The following is a 16,914-nucleotide window of genomic DNA, read 5'->3' as shown; positions in this document are numbered from 1 at the left end:
GCCCGGGCCGGCCACCTCCCCCGCGCCGCAACAGGAAACGGACCCGGTCGCCGTGGCGCGCGACGCCGCCAACGCGGCCCGCGATCTGGACAACCTGCAGGCCGCGCTCTCGGGGTTCGAGCTGTGCGAGCTCAAGCGCGGGGCGCGCAACACCGTCTTCGCCGATGGACACCCCGCCGCACGCCTGATGATCATCGGGGAGGCGCCGGGCCGCGACGAGGACATGCAGGGCAAACCCTTCGTCGGGCGCGCGGGCCGGCTGCTGGACCGGATGCTCGCCGCCATCGGGCACGACCGTACCGCGCAGGACGCTGAAAAGGCTGTCTATATTTCCAACATCCTGCCTTGGCGACCGCCAAGCAACCGCGATCCGAACCCGCAGGAAATCGCCATGATGGTGCCCTTCATGCAGCGGCACGTGGCGCTGGCGGATCCTGATATCGTGGTGCTGATGGGCAATATAAGCTGTCAGGCCGGCCTTGGCCAACGCGGCATCACCCGCCTGCGCGGCCAGTGGGCCGAGGCCTATGGCAAACCCGCGCTGCCCATGTTCCATCCCGCGTTCCTGCTGCGCAAGCCGCATGCCAAGCGCGACGCATGGGCCGACCTGCTGGAACTGCAAGCGCGGCTGAGGACAGGTTCATGAAAATCATGGCGTTTTCAGACCTCCACGGGGACGCCGCCCGCGCGGCCACGCTTGTCTCGGCCAGCGGCGCGGCCGACCTCGTGATCGGGGCGGGCGATTTCTGCAACATGCGGCGCGGGCTGAAGGATGCGATGGCGCTGCTGTCGGGCATCGCGGCACCGATGGTGCTCGTGCCCGGCAACGCCGAAAGCGCCGATGAACTGCGCGCCGCCGCGCCGGGCAACGCCACCGTCCTGCACGGGAGCGGAACACGGGTGAACGGGCTGCGGCTTTTCGGGTTGGGCTACGGCGTGCCGACCACGCCGTTCGGCGCGTGGTCCTGCGACCTGAGCGAAGAACAGGCCGCCAAGATGCTGGACAGTTGCGACATGGCCGACATCCTCGTGCTGCATTCCCCGCCACGGGGCGTGGCGGATGTCACCTCGCGGGGGCAATCCGTGGGCTCGACCGCCATACTGGCCGCCATCGAACGCCTGCAACCGCGCCTTGCCCTGTGCGGCCACGTCCATGACAGCTGGGGCCGCGAGGGCCACATCGGCCCCACCCGCGTCGTCAACCTCGGCCCCGCCCCGACATGGTTCGAACTTTAACCCCATATTAAAGGCTTGGTGATATGTCCCGCATCGACGAAAGCATGGAATTCATCCCGGTCCGCATCGCCGTCCTGACGATCAGCGACACGCGCGACATCGAACAGGACCGCTCCGGCACGGTTCTGGTTGACCGGGCCGAGGCGGCGGGCCACGTTCTGGCCGACCGCATGGTCGTGCGCGACGAACGCGACCAGATAACCGGCCAGCTTCGCGAATGGGTGGCCGATCCGGGCGTGGACGTGGTCATTTCCACCGGGGGCACCGGCCTGACCGGCCGTGACGTCACCGTGGAGGCGCACCGCGACGTCTACGAAAAGGAAATCGACGCCTTCGGCACGGTCTTCACGATGATCTCGATGCAGAAGATCGGCACCTCCGCCATCCAGTCCCGCGCGACGGGCGGCGTGGCCAACGGCACCTACCTTTTCGCCCTGCCCGGCAGCCCCGGCGCCTGCAAGGACGCGTGGGACGAGATACTCGCCCATCAACTCGATTACCGCCACCGGCCCTGCAACTTCGTCGAGATCCTGCCGCGCCTCACCGAGGACCGGCGCAGGAAATAACCGCGCTGTCCGCATCACCCGGCGCTTGGCAATTGGCGGCGCGACCTTACATCTCCTTGGTCCGCATGCGGACATGTGCAAGGGTTCGGACCACATGCGTTTTCTGCGTCACAGCCTAATCGGCCTGCTGCTTCTGGCGGTCACGCTCGGGATGCTCGCCTACGGCGGCACGATCCTGTTCGAGGCCGTTCAGGAGCGCATGACGCGCCAGCCGCCAACCCCGGAACGCCGCGAAAGGGTCTTCGCGGTCAACGTCGTGCGGGCCAACGAGGCCACGATCACCCCCGTCCTGCGCACCTTCGGCGAGGTCCAGAGCCGCCGCACCCTCGAAATCCGCGCCAAGACCGGGGGCACCATCGTCGATCTTGCCGCGAATTTCGAGGAAGGGGGCGAGGTTCGGGCCGGCCAGCGTCTGGCACGGATCGACCCGGCCGACGCGCAGGCCGCGCTGGACCGCGCCGAGACCGACCTGATGGATGCCCGCGCCGAACAGCGCGAGGCCGACCGCGCCCTGATCCTTGCCCGCGACGAACTGGCCGCCTCCCGCGAACAGGCCGCGCTGCGTGAACGCGCCTTCCAGCGCCAGCGCGATCTGGAAGACCGCGGCGTCGGCACCGCCGCCACGGTCGAAACGGCCGAGCTTGCCGCGGCGCAGGCCCGGCAGGCGGTTCTGGCCAGCCGACAGGCGCTGGCACGGGCGGAAGCCCGGGTCGATCAGGCCGCGACCCGGCTCGCCCGCGCCGAGATCGCGCGCGACGAGGCGCAAAGGCGGCTTGACGACACCGAGATCCGCGCGGGCTTCTCCGGCATCCTCAGCGACGTCTCGGTGGTCGAGGGCGGGGTCGTGTCGCAGAACGAACAAATGGCGCATCTGGTGGACGGCACCGCGCTCGAAGTGGCCTTCCGCGTCTCGACCGCGCAATATGCCCGGCTGCTGGACGGCGACGGCCGGCTGCGCGAGGCGCCGGTGACCGCCACGCTCGACGTCTTCGGTCTCGATCTCGCGGCCGAGGGACGCGTCAGCCGTGACAGCGCCGCCGTGGGCGACGGCCAGACGGGGCGGCGCGTCTTCGCCCGGCTGGACACGGCGGCCGGCTTCAAGCCGGGCGATTTCGTCACCGTCAGGATCGAGGAGCCACCGCTGGACAACGTGATCCGCCTGCCCGCTCAGGCGCTTGGCGCCGATGACGCGGTGCTGGTACTCGACGACGACAACCGGCTTGTCGCACAGGCCGTTACCTTGCTGCGACGGCAGGGCGACCACATCCTCGTGCGGGCCGCGGCACTTGACGGGCGCGACGTGGTGGCGCAACGCACCCCCCTTCTGGGCGAGGGCATCAAGGTGCGCCCGCTGGAGCGTCGTGACAACGGATCGGCGGAAAGCGGCGCCGACCCGAACGACATGATCGAACTCAGCGCCAGCCGGCGCGCCCGCCTCATCGGCCTCGTGCAGGCTGACCCCGACCTGACCGAGGCGGCCAAGCTGCGCCTCGTGGCCCAGCTCGAGAAATCCCGCGTGCCCGCCCGCACCGTGCGCCGGCTCGAAGGCCGGATGGACGGCTGAGGCCGATGGCGCGCGCGCTTCCGCAACGGGCAACGGGCCTGCTGTCCTACTTCACCCGCCACCGCACGGCGGCGAACCTGCTGCTGGTGACGCTGATCGTGCTGGGCCTCGCCGCCGCGCCCCGGATGCGCGCGCAGTTCTTCCCCGATGTCGTGCTCGAAACCCTGTCCGTCTCGGTCTTCTGGGAGGGCGCCAGCGCCGAGGACGTGGATAACGCCATCGTCCAGGTGCTCGAACCGGTGCTGCTTTCGGTCGAGGGCGTGGACGGCAGCGAATCCACAAGCCGAGAGAACCGTGGCAGCATCATGCTGGAGTTCGAACCGGGCTGGGACATGGGCCGGGCCGCCGACGAGGTGCAGGCGGCGGTCGATACCGTCACCACGCTGCCCGAGGAGGCCGAGGAACCCGAAGTCCGCCGCAGCGCGTGGCGCGACCGCGTCACCGATATCGTGCTCACCGGCCCGGTGGGGACCGAACAACTGGCCGGCTTTGCCGATGAACTGGTCATCCGGCTGTTCGAGGCGGGCGTCACCCGCACCACCGTGCAGGGCGTCGCCGCGCCCGAAACCCTGATCGAGGTGCCATCGGCCAACCTGATCGCGCATGACTTGACCATGGCCGAGATTTCCGGCGCCATCGCGGCCGAGGTGGATGCCGACCCGGCGGGCGACGTGACGGGCGGCAGCACCCGCGTTCGGACCGGAACCGAGAAACGCGACCCCGACCAGATCGCCGGGATCGTCCTGCGCTCTGCCCCCGACGGGACGAACCTGACGATCGGCGACGTGGCCGATATCCGGGTCGAGGGCGTGGCGCGCGAACTGGCCTATTACGTGGGCGCGGATCCGGCGATGTCGATCCGGGTCGACAGGTCCGCCCGAGGCGACGCGCTGGAGATCCAGCGGACCACCGCCGAGGTCGCCGCGGAAATGACCGGCACCCTGCCCGAGGGCGTGACGATCGAGCTGATCCGCACCCGCTCGGACGCGATTTCGAGCCGGCTGAACACCCTTCTGGACAACGGGCTCATGGGCCTTGCATTCGTCGTTGGGCTGCTGTTCCTGTTCCTCAACACGCGCACGGCCTTCTGGGTGGCCGCGGGCATACCCGTCGCGATGCTGGCGGCGGTTGCGCTGATGTACGCGGCGGGGCTGACGATCAACATGGTCTCGCTCTTCGCGCTCATCATCACGCTGGGCATCGTCGTGGACGACGCCATCGTGGTCGGCGAACACGCCGACGCGCGGGTCCGCAAGTACGGCGAAGGCGCCGTTATGGCGGCCGAACGCGCCGCGCAGCGCATGGCGTTGCCGGTTTTCTCGGCCACGCTGACGACGCTTGTCGCGTTTTTCGGGCTCACCTTCGTCGGCGGGCGCTTCGGGGACCTGATCATCGACATCCCGTTCACCGTGATCGTGGTGCTTGCGGCAAGCCTCGTGGAGTGCTTTCTCATCCTGCCACATCACATGTCGCGTGCACTGGCCCATGCCGGGCGGCGGCACTGGTACGACGCGCCGAGCCGCGTGGTGAACCGCGGGTTCGTGTGGGTGCGTGAAACCCTTTTCCGGCCTTTCATGTCGCTGGTCATCCGGGCCCGCTACGCGGTGTTGGCGGGTACTGTGTTGGTCCTTGCCACGCAGGCCGCACTTTTCGTTCGCGGCGACGTGACATGGCGTTTCTTCAACGCGCCAGAGCGCGGCAGCATCACCGGCAATTTCGCCATGGCGCCCGGGGCCACCCGGGCCGATTCGCTGGAAATGATGCGCGAGATGCAGCGCGCCACCGAGGAGCTGGGCGCCGAATACGCCGAGCGGCACGGGCGCAACCCGCTCGATTACGTGATGGCACAGGTGGGCGGGAACGCGGGCTTCGGTCTTGCCGGGGCCGACACCAAGGAACCCGACCAGCTGGGCGGCATCTCGATCGAGCTGATCGACGCCGACCTGCGCCCCTATTCCAGCTTCGCCTTCGTGGCCGACCTTCAGGACCGGGTGCAACGCCACCCCCTTGCCGAAACCGTCAGCTTCCGCGGCTGGCGCTCGGGCCCGGGCGGCGACGCGCTGGACGTGGAATTCTTCGGCGCAACCGCCGAAACGCTCAAGGCGGCCTCGCTTGACCTGCAACAGAACCTCTCGCGCTTTCCCGAGGTTTCGGGCGTGCAGGACAACCTCGCTTACGACAAGGACGAGTTGATTCTAGAACTCACGCCGCAGGGCAAGGCGCTCGGCTTCACGGTCGACTCCCTCGGCCGCACCCTGCGCCACCGCCTCAACGGGATCGAGGCCGCCACCTATCCGCTCGGCCCGCGCAGCGCCGAGATCCGGGTGGAACTGCCCGAAACCGAACTGACCGCCGATTTCCTGCAACGGATGCATCTGCGCTCGCCCAGCGGGGAATACGTGCTGCTGGCCGACATCGTCAGCGTCGACCAGCGCGCCGGCTTCTCCACCGTGCGCCGCGAAAACGGGGTCCGGCTCATCAACGTGACCGGCGACATCTCCGAGGACGACCCGGCCCGCGCCGAGGAGATCATGACCAGTCTCGAAACCGAGATCCTGCCGCGCGTGGCGGGCAAGCACCAGGTCGAATGGCGGCTTTCGGGCCTGTCCGAACAGGAGGACGAATTCCTTGCCGATGCCCGTTTGGGCCTGATGCTGACGCTTCTGGGCATATACCTCGTGCTGACATGGGTCTTTGCCAGCTGGTCGCGCCCGCTGGTCGTCATGTCGATCATTCCTTTCGGGCTTGTCGGCACGATCTTCGGCCACTGGCACTGGGACGTCCCGCTCAGCATGTTCACGGTGGTCGGTCTGCTGGGGATGACCGGGATCATCGTCAATGATTCCATCGTGCTGGTCACGACCATCGACGAACACGCGCGCGAGCGCGGGCTGATCCCCTCGATCATCGACGGGGCGGCCGACCGGCTCCGGCCGGTGCTGCTGACCACGCTGACGACGGTGCTGGGCCTCACGCCGCTGCTGTTCGAACGCTCGCAGCAGGCGCAGTTCCTGAAGCCCACGGTCATCACGCTGGTCTACGGGCTGGGTTTCGGGATGTTGCTGGTGCTGCTCGTGGTGCCCGCGCTGATCGCGGTTCAGCATGATCTGCACCGTCAGGGCGCCGCGCTGCGGCGGGCGCTCGGGTTCCGGGCGCGGTCGGTGCGCCTGGCTTTCCTCGCGGGGCTGGCGATGATCCTCGCATGGCTCGGCGTTACCGTGGGACATGCCGCTGCAACGGGCGGTCTGCCGGCCCTGATCACCGCGATCCTGCCGGACGCGGCGGCGGGGCTGTCACCTCTGGCATCTGCGCTGGCCTTGTTCATGGCCGGGGCGGCCTTGCTGTGCCTGCTGCTCTACCTTGTGCTGGCCACGGCGCATGCCGTCCGGCGTCGCGCTCAGCGGGCGGCGCAGCCCTGAATATCAACCGCCTTGCCGTTGCCCAGAACCGTGATGCGCAGTTTCGAGCGGTCGAGCGCGAAGGCGCGGCCTTCCACGTGGTAAAGCTCGGTTTGCGCCACCAGTCGCCCGCCGGAGCGTGACGTTTCCGGACGCGCCACCCAGATCGCCGGGTCGCCGGCTTCGATCACCGCCAGTTCCCTGCCGCCAAGCGCGGGCATGTCCACCTGCGCACGCAATTGCATCCCCCCCTCGATCGGTGAAACGCGGCAGGCCACGCGGCCCACCCCGGCCTCGGCCGCGCTGAACGGGCGTTCCGCCAGCGCCGCGACGATACGGGAATCGGGGGCGCTCTGCCCGGGCGGCAGGTGGCCCGACACATCGATTTCCACCGGCACGCAGATATCCTTGCAAACGCCAAGCTGCAGGTGCCCCGACAGCTCGACCGGGCGGCCCGGCTGCTGCGGCGATACCGTCAGCGGAAACACGACCGACCGGTCATACCCGATGGAAGTATACCCGCTGTCCTCAATCGGTTTCGGCGCGGGCCAGGTGATCTCGACGCGCTCAAGATTACGGGACCGGCCCCAGTCGAAGCGGGGCGGTATCCCGGCCTCGCCGGGGGCGCGCCAGTACGTCTTCCACCCGTCGCGCAGCGTGATATGAAGACCGGCGACATGGTTGCCGTCGGCGCCCCGCCAGCCGGTCAGTATTTGCGCGTCCAGCACGTCCGGCTGATCCTGCGCGATTGCCGTGGTAGCCGCGAACGCCATGATCGCGACGACATATCGAAACTTGCTTTTCATCCCCCCCAGATGGACCATCGCCGACCCAAAACCAATTCACATTCAGGCGAGAAATATGTCGCAGTGTGACAACGAGCGCTTGCACAGAGCCCGCGGCGCCCCCATTCTCGACTGGTGAACGGATTGGAGCGAGATGCACGTGTCCGAGGATATCGACCTTAACGGCAAACTCCTGATCGCCATGCCCGGCATGGGCGATCCGCGTTTCGCACACTCGGTCGTGTTCATCTGCGCGCACTCCGAGGAAGGTTCCATGGGGCTGGTGATCAACAAGCCCGCAAACGACTTGCGCCTGAAGGACCTGCTGGAACAACTCTCGATCACCGCCGGCGGCGACGCCGGCGAGATGCCCGTGCATTACGGTGGCCCGGTCGAGAACGCGCGCGGCTTCGTCCTGCATGATTTCGGCTACCATTCCTCCATCTCGACGCTGGACGTGAACGACGATTTCGCGATGACCGCCACGCTCGACATCCTCGAGGATATCGCGGGCGGGCGCGGGCCGGGCAACGTGATCATGGCGCTTGGCTATGCCGGCTGGGGGCCGGGACAGCTCGAGGACGAAATCGCGCAGAACGGCTGGCTTCTCTGCGACGCGGACAAGCAGCTCGTGTTCGACATGTCCGACACTGCCAAGTGGGAAGGCGCGCTTGGCAAGCTCGGGATCAACGCGCTGGCCCTGTCGGCCGATGCCGGGCACGCCTGACGGCGCGTTTGCCCGACGCTCGCGCTGGTCAACCCGTCCGCGCCGCTGATATCCTTGGCAGATGTGGCCGCGTGACCGAGCATCCTTGCTGTTCCTCCTGCCGATGCTGGCCCTCGTCCTGATCGCGTCGGGCGGGGTGTGGCGCTATGGATACCTGCAACATCTTCAACAGCTGTCGCAGCGCGGCATGGCCGAGGTGGCGCTCGTGCTCGACGGGCTGGCATCCGAATTGCAGCGCTACCGGGACAAGGCCGTCCTGCTGGCCGAGCATCCGGCGCTGACGCCGCTTGCCCGGGGCGCGGGCAGAACGGCCCGGGCGGACGCGCTCCTGCTGACGGCCGCCGACCGAACCGGCGCGGCAGCAATCTATTTCGTGGCCCCCGGGGCAAGTGCTGGCCGGGTCCCACGACACGCCGCCGCACGACCTGCAAAAGACCGATTATTTCCGGCGCGCCACGAACGGCGCGCTCGGCGCGGGCCACGGCACCGATCCCGAAAGCGGGCGGCGCCTGTTCATGTTCGCCGCCCCGTCTTTCGACGCGACCGGCAAGATACAGGCGGTTATGCTGGTCGAGGCCGACGCCGAGAACATCGAGATCGGCTGGCGCGGCGGGTCCACCGCGATCCTGCTGCTGGACGATTCCAACCGCATCTTCATGTCGAACCGATCCGAACTTCTGGGCTGGACGCACCCGCCCGGCGAATCGTCCCTCGTGCATGGCGACGGCCGCGAGGTGCAATTCCGCCAGAGCGATATCGGCCCGCACGAGATCTGGCACCTTGACCTCGGGCCGTACCTGCCGGGGACCGCGCTGCGGCTGACCCGGACACGGCCGCATATCGGCATGACCGGCGAGGCGCTGGTCGATACCGCGCCCGCGCGCCAGATCGCGTGGCTGCAGGCCGGGGCGGTGGGCACCGCGCTTCTGCTGCTTGGCACCCTGCTGCATGTCGTGCAGGAACGCCGCCGGACGCTGGCCCGGGCGAATGCCGACCTCGAGAAGCGCGTGGCCGAGCGCACCACGACCCTGACCCGGACCAACGAGGCCCTGCGCCGTGAAATCCACGAGCGGCAGGAGGCCGAGACCGCGCTGAAGCGCGCGCAGGCCGATCTGGTCCAGGCCGGGAAGCTCAGCGCGCTCGGGCAGCTTAGTGCCGGTATCAGCCACGAACTCAACCAGCCGCTGATGGCCATCCAGCAATTCACGACCAATGCCCGCGCGTTTCAGGACAGGGGCGAACCCGGCAAGACCGCCGAGAACCTCGGCCGCATCGAGGACATGGCACACCGGATGAGCCGCATCATCCGGAACCTGCGGGCATTCGTGCGCAACGAGAACGAACCGATGAGCCGGGTCGACATCGTCAGGGTCATCAATGCGGCGCTGGAACTGACCGAGGCCAAGCTGCGGCAAGAGGGGGTGACAGGGCAGTGGACACCCCCGCAATCCCCGGTTCTGGTCCACGGCGGCGAGGTACGGCTTGAACAGGTGCTGGTCAACCTTGTCACGAATGCCGCGGATGCGATGCAGGACAGCGCCGAAAAACATCTGGAAATCACCGTCGAACCCCGCGCGCCCGTCATCGTCCGGGTGCGCGACACCGGCCCGGGCATCGAATCGCCCGAACGGATCTTCGACCCTTTCTACAGCACGAAACAGGTGGGAAGCAGCGAAGGCATGGGCCTCGGCCTTTCCATCTCCTACGGGTTGGTGCAGAGTTTCGGCGGCAACATTCGCGGCGCGAACACCGGCAGCGGCGCGGAATTCTCGGTCGAACTCGAACCATGGACAAGGGACAGCGCCGCATGATCCGTCAGGTTCTCGTCGTGGATGATGACAGACCCGTGCGCGAGGCCGCGTGGGGGCCTGTTCCTGATCGTGATCATCCTCGGCGGCATATACGGCGGCATCTTCACCCCGACCGAAGCCGCGGCCGTGGCGGCCGTCTATGCCTTCTTCATCGCCTGCTTCGTCTACAAGGACATGGGGCCACTGGCCAGTCAGGACGGGGCGCGCAACAGCAGCCTCCTGCGCAAGCCGCAGGCGCTCCTGACCGCGTTTTTCCACGCTGATACCCGGCAGACCCTCTTCGAAGCCGGCAAGCTGACCGTGACGCTGCTTTTCGTGATCGCCAACGCGCTCATCCTCAAGCACGTGCTGACCGACGAACAGATCCCGCAGCAGATCGCCACCGCCATGCTTCAGGCCGGGCTCGGGCCGGTGATGTTCCTCGTGGTGGTGAACGTGATCCTGCTGATCGGCGGGCAGTTCATGGAACCCTAGGGCCTTTTGGTCATCGTCGCGCCGCTGGTCTTCCCGATCGCGATGGAACTGGGCATCGATCCCATCCACCTCGGGATAATCATGGTGGTGAACATGGAAATCGGGATGATCACGCCGCCGGTCGGGCTCAACCTCTTTGTCACGTCGGGCGTGGCCGGCATGCCGATGATGCAGGTGGTGCGCGCCGCCCTGCCCTTCCTCGCGGTGCTCTTCGTCTTCCTGATTCTCGTGACGTATGTACCGTGGATCAGCACTGTCCTGCCCAACACGTTCATGGGCCCAGAGATCGTGACCCAATAGGCCGTGCGGCGCAAGGCGGCGGAGCAACCGCCGCCTTGCCGCGTTTCCGCCTGAAATTTGAGCAGCTTTTAAGCTCCTGTTAGAACGTATGAACTTTGCTGTGGGCGGGCTTTCCAAACGGGTTTATGCACGGCGCATGAACAATTTTTCTGGCATTTTTGCCCGGCAAATTTTACCGTTTGGTAAAAACGAGAAGAAACCGCAACAGTGAGGACCAAAGACATGCACCGCAAAGGCACACATCTTCCCGCCGCAATTTCCCGCCGCAGCTTTCTCGCCACCACGGCCGGTGGGGCCGTTCTGGCCGGCGCGGCCGGCCTGCCGACACGCCTGCTGGCCGCCAAGCCGATCAAGTGCGCGGGCATCTACACCGTGCCGGTGGAACAGCAATGGGTCAGCCGCATCCACAAGGCCGCGGGCATCGCGCAAGAGCGCGGCGACCTCGACTACACCTTCTCGGAAAACGTGTCGAATACCGACTATGCCCGCGTGATGCGTGAATATGCCGAGCAGGGCCACAAGCTCATCATCGGCGAGGTCTTCGCCGTCGAACAGGAAGCGCGCGAAGTGGCCGCCGACTACCCCGACATCGCCTTCCTGATGGGGTCCAGCTTCAAGCACGATCCGGCACTGCCCAATTTCGCGGTCTTCGACAACTACATTCAGGATGCATCCTACCTGACCGGGATCATCGCCGGCGCCATGACCGAGACCGCCAATATCGGCATGGTCGGCGGCTTCCCGATCCCCGAGGTCAACCGCCTGATGCACGCCTTCATGGCCGGCGCACGGGAAATGAACCCCGATATCGGTTTCCAGGTCAGCTTCATCGGGTCCTGGTTCGACCCGCCCAAGGCCAAGGAAACCGCCTTCGCCATGATCGAGAACGGCGCCGACATGCTCTATGCGGAACGGTTCGGCGTGTCCGACGCCGCCAAGGAGAAAGACATCCTCGCCATCGGCAACGTCATCAACACCCAGAGCGATTATCCCGACACCGTGGTTGCCTCGGCCATCTGGCATTTCGAGCCCACGCTTGACGCGGCGATCGCCAATGTTCGCGACGGCAGCTTCGAGGCCGCCGATTACGGCAGCTATTCCTTCATGAAGGCAGGCGGCTGTTCGCTGGCGCCGCTTGGCACGTTCGAAGGCAAGGTCCCGCAGGAAGCGATGGATCTTGTCGACAAGCGGCGCGAACAGATCAAGGCGGGCGACTTCGTCGTCGAGATCAACGACGAAGAACCCAAGTCGTCGTAAATGCCGGCAGGAGCAGAGACGGCGCAGGTCGTCCTGCGCCTCGACAACATCACCAAACGCTTCGGCGCGCTGACGGCGAACAATGCCGTCAGCCTGTCACTCCACGAGGGCGAGGTCATCGCCCTTCTGGGCGAGAACGGCGCGGGCAAGACGACGCTGATGAACATTCTCTTCGGCCAGTACACTGCCGACGAGGGCACGGTCGAGGTCTTCGGCCGCCCGTTGCCGCCGGGCAATCCCCGCGCCGCGCTGGAGGCCGGGGTGGGCATGGTGCATCAGCATTTCACGCTGGCCGACAACATGACAGTGCTGGAAAACGTCGCGCTCGGCACGCAGCCGCTGTTCTCGCCCCGCTTCGATGACGCGTCGGCCCGCGACAAGATCACCCGCCTTGCCGCCGATTTCCGGCTCGCGGTGGACCCGGACGCGCGCGTCGGATCGCTGACTGTCGGCGAACGGCAGCGCGTGGAAATCCTCAAGGCGCTCTACCGCGACGCGCGCATCCTCATTCTCGATGAACCCACCGCCGTGCTGACCCCGCAGGAAACGGACGACCTGTTCGAGACGCTGCGCAAGGCCGTCGCGCTCGGCCTGTCGGTGGTTTTCATCAGTCACAAGCTGCACGAGGTCATGGCGATTTCCGACCGCGTGCTGATCCTGCGGCACGGCGAACTGGTGGCCGAACGCCCGATCTCGCAGGTCGACAAGCACGGCCTCGCGCAGCTCATGGTGGGCGCCGAGGTTTCGGCCCCCAAGGTCGAGCCGGGCAAACCCGGCGCCCCGCTGCTGCAACTGCACGATGTCTGCACGCCCGATCAGGGTAATGCACCGGGGCTGAAAACGCTGTCGCTTGCGCTCACGGCCGGCACCATCACCGGGCTGGCCGGCGTGTCGGGCAACGGGCAGGCCGCGCTGGCCGCCCTGATCGGCGGCAGCATCTCGCCCGCCACCGGGCGGCTGGTGCTCGACGGTGCCGATCCGGCGAACTGGACCCCGCGCGAGGCGGTCCATTCCGGCATCGCCCGCATCCCCGAGGACCGGCACAAGACCGGCACCATCGCCGATTTCACCCTGACCGAGAACGCCATCATGGAAACCTACCACCAGCCCCCGATGAGCCGCCGGGGCTGGATGAACTGGCCCCGCGCCGACGCCTTCACCCGACATGTGATCGACACCTACGACGTGCGCTGCCCCGGCCCGGCCACGCGCATCCGCCTGCTGTCAGGCGGCAACATGCAGAAGCTCATCCTCGGCCGCGTGCTGGAAGCCGGGCCGCGGATCATCCTTGCCAACCAGCCGGTTCGCGGGCTCGACATCGGGGCGGTCAACTACGTTCACGCGCAACTCATGGATGCCCGTGATCGCGGCGCGGCGGTGCTGCTGATATCGGAAGATCTCGATGAGATCATGGCGCTGTCCGACGTGATCCATGTCATCTCCGAGGGCCGGCTCTCGCCCGGGTTCGAACGCGGCAGCATGTCACCGGCCGAACTGGGCATCTGGATGACGGGCGAAGGGTTCGAGAAAGGGATCGCCCATGCGTCTTGAGCCCATCGCCAACCCGTCGCTCGGCCGCACGGCCCTGCCCCCGGCCATCGCCATCGCGGCCACCATCGTGATCGCCTCGCTGCTGGCGATGATGGCGGGCGCCAATCCCTTCGCGGTGCTCGGGCTGATCCTCAAGGGCGCGGCCGGCTCGCAGTTCGCGGCGCTGGAAACGCTCAACCGCGCCACGCCGCTCATCTTCACGGGGCTTTCGGTGGCCGTCGCCTTCCGCGCCCGGCTGTGGAACATCGGCGCCGAGGCGCAGCTATACGCCGGGGCGCTCGTCACCGTTCTGCTGGGCACCGGCGCGTTGCAGTGGTCCGGCCTTGCGCTGCTTCCGGCGCTTGCCGTCTGCTCGATGCTGGCAGGCGCCGTGGTGCTGCTTGTTCCCGCATTGCTCAAGGTCAGGTTCGGCGTGGACGAGGTGGTAACGACGCTGCTTTTCAACTTCATCTTCCTGCTCTTCATCTCCATGCTGCTCGAAGGGCCGCTGAAGGACCCGATGGGCATGGGCTGGCCCAAGTCCGAGCGGCTGATACCCGAGGCGCGCCTGCCCCGCATCGTCGAGGGGCTGCGCCTGCACTGGGGCTTCGCGCTGGCGCTGATCTCGGCGGTGGTGGTCTGGGTGATCCAGCACCGCACGACACTGGGCTACGAAATGCGCGCCGTCGGGCTCAACCGCGACGCCGCCGCCTTCGCGGGCATCCCGGTCAACGCCGTGCTCATCAAGACGGCGCTGCTGTCCGGCGGGCTCGCGGCGCTTGCCGGGTTTTCCGAGGTTTCGGGCCTCAAGGGCAACCTGACGCTCGATCTCAGCCCCGGCTTCGGCTACACGGGCATCATCGTGGCCATGGTCGCGCTTCTCAACCCGCTGGCGGTGGTCGCCGCCGCGCTGTTCATCGCGGGGATCTTCGTGGGTGCCGACAGCATGAGCCGCGCCGTCGACGTGCCGTCCTACCTTGCCGATATCATGCTGGCCACGGCGCTGTTGCTGATGGTGCTGGCGATCCTTCTCACCCGGTTCCGCGTCGTGAGGGAGTAACGCCATGGACCTGTTCGAAATCCTGCTTTCCGCCAGCTTCTGGACAGCGGCGATCCGCATTGCCAGCCCGCTGATCTTTGCCACGCTCGGCGAACTCATCTGCGAACGCGCGGGCGTTCTGAACCTCGGGATCGAGGGGATCATGGTCGCCGGCGCCTTCGCCGGCTGGATGGCCGTCTACTCAGGGGCCGGGCTGTGGCCGGGCGTGGCCGTGGCGATGGTGGTCGGGATGCTGTTCGGGCTCGTCCATTCCACCCTCACGGTGCCCTTCGGCCTGTCGCAGCACGTGGTGGGGCTGGGCGTGACGCTGCTGGCCACGTCCAGCACCTATTTCGCCTATCGGCTCGCCCTGCCCGAAGTCACCAGCCCGCCCAAGATCGACGCCTTCCAGCCCTACGAAATCCCGCTCCTGTCCGATCTGCCGCTGATCGGCCCGGCGCTTTTCGCGCAAACGCCGCTGACCTATCTCGCCTTCATTCTCGTGGGGGTCGTCGCCTACACGCTCTACCGCACGCCGCTCGGGCTGGCCTTGCGGGCGGCAGGCGAAAACCCGTCGGCCGTCGCGGCGCAGGGGCTGTCCGTCACGGCAATCCGCATGGGGGCGGTGACCGTGGGCAGCGGGCTGATGGGCGTCGGCGGCGCCTTCCTGACCATGTCCGCCTTCGACAGTTTCTTCTTCGAGATGGTCAACGGGCGCGGCTGGATCTGCATCGCGCTGGTGGTGTTCGGCGCGTGGAAACCGGGCAAGGCGCTTCTGGGCGCGATCCTTTTCGCCGCCTTCGACGCGCTGCAAATCCGTATCCAGCAAACGCCGATCGGGGCCGACATCCCGTACCAGGTCTTCCTGATGATGCCCTATTTCCTGTCAATCCTGGCCCTGATCGTCATGTCTCGCCGGGCCGAGGTGCCGGCGGCGCTCATGGTGCCCTTCAACAAGGGGGAACGCTGATGTTCGACCTTCTCGTCAAGGGGGGCACCCTGCCCGACGGACGCATCGCCGATATCGGCATCACGGGCGACCGGATCACCGCCATCGACACGCTGGACGCGGCACAGGCGGGCCACGTGATCGACGCCACCGGCGATCTCGTCGCGCCCCCGTTCGTCGATCCGCATTTCCACCTCGACGCCACGCTTTCCTACGGGCTGCCGCGGCTCAATGCCTCGGGCACCCTGCTCGAAGGGATCGGCCTGTGGGGCGAACTCAAGCAGGTGGTCACGCAGGACGACATGATCGACCGCGCACTGACCTATTGCGACTGGGCCGCGTCGATGGGCCTGCTGAGCATCCGCAGCCACGTGGATACCTGCGACGACAGACTCAAGGGCGTCGAGGCGATGCTCGACGTGCGCGACAGGGTGAAAGGCCATATCGACCTGCAGCTCGTCGCCTTCCCGCAGGACGGGTTCTATCGCGACCCGACGGCGCGGGACAACACGCTGCGCGCGCTCGACATGGGCGTGGACGTGGTGGGCGGCATCCCGCATTTCGAACGCAGCATGGCCGACGGCGCCGCCTCGATCCGCGAACTGTGCGAGATCGCCGCCGATCGCGGGCTCATGGTCGACATGCATTGCGACGAAACGGACGATCCTATGTCGCGCCATGTCGAAACCCTCGCCTACGAGGCGCACCGCCTCGGGCTTCAGGGCCGCGTGGCGGGCAGCCACCTGACCTCCATGCACTCCATGGACAATTACTACGTGTCCAAGCTCCTGCCCCTGATGGCCGAGGCGGGGCTGGCCGCCATCCCCAATCCGCTCATCAACATCATGCTGCAGGGCCGGCATGACAGTTTCCCCAAGCGCCGCGGCCTCACCCGTGTCAAGGAGATGCAGGCGCAAGGCATCACCGTGGGCTGGGGGCAGGATTGCGTCCGTGACCCGTGGTATTCACTGGGAACCGCCGACATGCTCGACGTGGCCTTCATGGGGCTGCACGTGGCGCAGATGTCCTCGCCGCAGGACATGCGGCGCTGCTTCGACATGGTGACGACGGACAATGCCCGCATCCTCGGGCTGGCCGGTTACGGGCTCGAGGTGGGCCGACACGCCTCGCTCGTGGTGCTCGACGCCGCCGACCCGGTCGAGGCTGTCCGCCTGCGCCCCGCGCGCCTTGCCGTCGTCTCGAAGGGCCGGGTCATCAGCACCACGCCGCGCGGCGATGCCACGCTGTCGCTGCCCGGCCGCCCCGGCAGCATCCGCC

The 16,914-nt window shown here is 67.2% G+C and carries 13 protein-coding genes and 1 pseudogene; 13 read left to right on the top strand and 1 reads right to left on the bottom strand.

Annotated features, from left to right (window positions below; all coding sequences use genetic code 11):
- The 5 genes from ACH107_RS21935 to ACH107_RS21915 form a co-directional block, all read left to right on the top strand.
- Positions 1–646, top strand: a 646-nt coding sequence (locus tag ACH107_RS21935) for a uracil-DNA glycosylase (protein ID WP_412507623.1), incomplete at its 5' end; no start/stop codon positions are given.
- Entirely contained in the window at positions 643–1,236 is a 594-nt protein-coding gene (locus ACH107_RS21930; RefSeq protein WP_412507622.1) for a metallophosphoesterase family protein, read from the top strand. The genes ACH107_RS21935 and ACH107_RS21930, both read left to right, overlap by 4 nt.
- 23 nt (positions 1,237–1,259) lie before the next feature.
- The gene (gene moaB / locus ACH107_RS21925; protein ID WP_412507621.1) at positions 1,260–1,802 is read left to right on the top strand and encodes a molybdenum cofactor biosynthesis protein B; all 543 of its coding nucleotides are present in this window, start codon (positions 1,260–1,262) and stop codon (positions 1,800–1,802) included.
- A gap of 94 nt (positions 1,803–1,896) precedes the next feature.
- Complete coding sequence (locus ACH107_RS21920) at positions 1,897–3,366, top strand: efflux RND transporter periplasmic adaptor subunit (protein ID WP_412507620.1); 1,470 nt, start codon at positions 1,897–1,899, stop codon at positions 3,364–3,366.
- A 5-nt stretch (positions 3,367–3,371) separates the two neighbouring features.
- A complete protein-coding gene (locus ACH107_RS21915) occupies positions 3,372–6,785 on the top strand; it encodes an efflux RND transporter permease subunit (RefSeq protein ID WP_412507619.1) in 3,414 nt (1,137 codons plus the stop codon).
- On the opposite strand, the gene ACH107_RS21910 is transcribed toward ACH107_RS21915, so the two are convergent.
- Entirely contained in the window at positions 6,764–7,570 is an 807-nt protein-coding gene (locus tag ACH107_RS21910; protein ID WP_412507618.1) for a protein-disulfide reductase DsbD domain-containing protein, read from the bottom strand. The two genes, ACH107_RS21915 and ACH107_RS21910, sit on opposite strands and share 22 nt — an antisense overlap.
- Before the next feature lie 139 nt (positions 7,571–7,709).
- Between ACH107_RS21910 and ACH107_RS21905 the strand changes: the two genes are divergently transcribed.
- From ACH107_RS21905 to ACH107_RS21870, 8 genes and pseudogenes are all read left to right on the top strand, one after another.
- The gene (locus ACH107_RS21905; protein WP_412507617.1) at positions 7,710–8,276 is read left to right on the top strand and encodes a YqgE/AlgH family protein; all 567 of its coding nucleotides are present in this window, start codon (positions 7,710–7,712) and stop codon (positions 8,274–8,276) included.
- A 389-nt stretch (positions 8,277–8,665) separates the two neighbouring features.
- Positions 8,666–10,087 carry an ATP-binding protein gene (locus ACH107_RS21900; protein WP_412507616.1) on the top strand — a complete coding sequence of 474 codons (1,422 nt, stop codon included), beginning with the start codon at positions 8,666–8,668 and terminating at the stop codon, positions 10,085–10,087.
- Positions 10,088–10,125: 38 nt separating this feature from the next.
- Positions 10,126–10,861: pseudogene (locus ACH107_RS21895) on the top strand (TRAP transporter large permease subunit); the annotation flags it as partial.
- A gap of 222 nt (positions 10,862–11,083) precedes the next feature.
- The gene (locus tag ACH107_RS21890) at positions 11,084–12,118 is read left to right on the top strand and encodes a BMP family protein (RefSeq protein ID WP_412507615.1); all 1,035 of its coding nucleotides are present in this window, start codon (positions 11,084–11,086) and stop codon (positions 12,116–12,118) included.
- Positions 12,119–13,669 (top strand): ABC transporter ATP-binding protein, encoded by a 1,551-nt coding sequence (locus tag ACH107_RS21885; protein WP_412507614.1) that lies wholly within the window; start codon positions 12,119–12,121, stop codon positions 13,667–13,669.
- A complete protein-coding gene (locus tag ACH107_RS21880; RefSeq protein ID WP_412507613.1) occupies positions 13,659–14,708 on the top strand; it encodes an ABC transporter permease in 1,050 nt (349 codons plus the stop codon). Before ACH107_RS21885 ends, ACH107_RS21880 begins: the two co-directional genes overlap by 11 nt.
- Positions 14,709–14,712: 4 nt before the next feature.
- Positions 14,713–15,657 (top strand): ABC transporter permease, encoded by a 945-nt coding sequence (locus ACH107_RS21875; RefSeq protein ID WP_412507612.1) that lies wholly within the window; start codon positions 14,713–14,715, stop codon positions 15,655–15,657.
- Positions 15,657–16,914 (top strand): amidohydrolase family protein (locus tag ACH107_RS21870; RefSeq protein ID WP_412507611.1); only part of this gene is annotated, 1,258 nt, incomplete at its 3' end. The genes ACH107_RS21875 and ACH107_RS21870, both read left to right, overlap by 1 nt.

This window comes from Roseovarius halophilus (ex Wu et al. 2025) (assembly GCF_047086965.1).
The sequence above is the reverse complement of the archived record's forward strand: the minus strand, read 5'-3'. Positions and strand labels throughout refer to the sequence as shown.

Excerpts from the sequence above, each read along its gene's own strand:
- ACH107_RS21910 (WP_412507618.1), bottom strand. The coding sequence starts at position 7,570 with ATGAAAAGCAAGTTTCGATATGTCGTCGCGATCATGGCGTTCGCGGCT.
- ACH107_RS21880 (WP_412507613.1), top strand. The coding sequence starts at position 13,659 with ATGCGTCTTGAGCCCATCGCCAACCCGTCGCTCGGCCGCACGGCCCTG.
- ACH107_RS21915 (WP_412507619.1), top strand. The coding sequence starts at position 3,372 with ATGGCGCGCGCGCTTCCGCAACGGGCAACGGGCCTGCTGTCCTACTTC.
- moaB (WP_412507621.1), top strand. The coding sequence starts at position 1,260 with ATGTCCCGCATCGACGAAAGCATGGAATTCATCCCGGTCCGCATCGCC.
- ACH107_RS21890 (WP_412507615.1), top strand. The coding sequence starts at position 11,084 with ATGCACCGCAAAGGCACACATCTTCCCGCCGCAATTTCCCGCCGCAGC.
- ACH107_RS21875 (WP_412507612.1), top strand. The coding sequence starts at position 14,713 with ATGGACCTGTTCGAAATCCTGCTTTCCGCCAGCTTCTGGACAGCGGCG.
- ACH107_RS21930 (WP_412507622.1), top strand. The coding sequence starts at position 643 with ATGAAAATCATGGCGTTTTCAGACCTCCACGGGGACGCCGCCCGCGCG.
- ACH107_RS21920 (WP_412507620.1), top strand. The coding sequence starts at position 1,897 with ATGCGTTTTCTGCGTCACAGCCTAATCGGCCTGCTGCTTCTGGCGGTC.
- ACH107_RS21885 (WP_412507614.1), top strand. The coding sequence starts at position 12,119 with ATGCCGGCAGGAGCAGAGACGGCGCAGGTCGTCCTGCGCCTCGACAAC.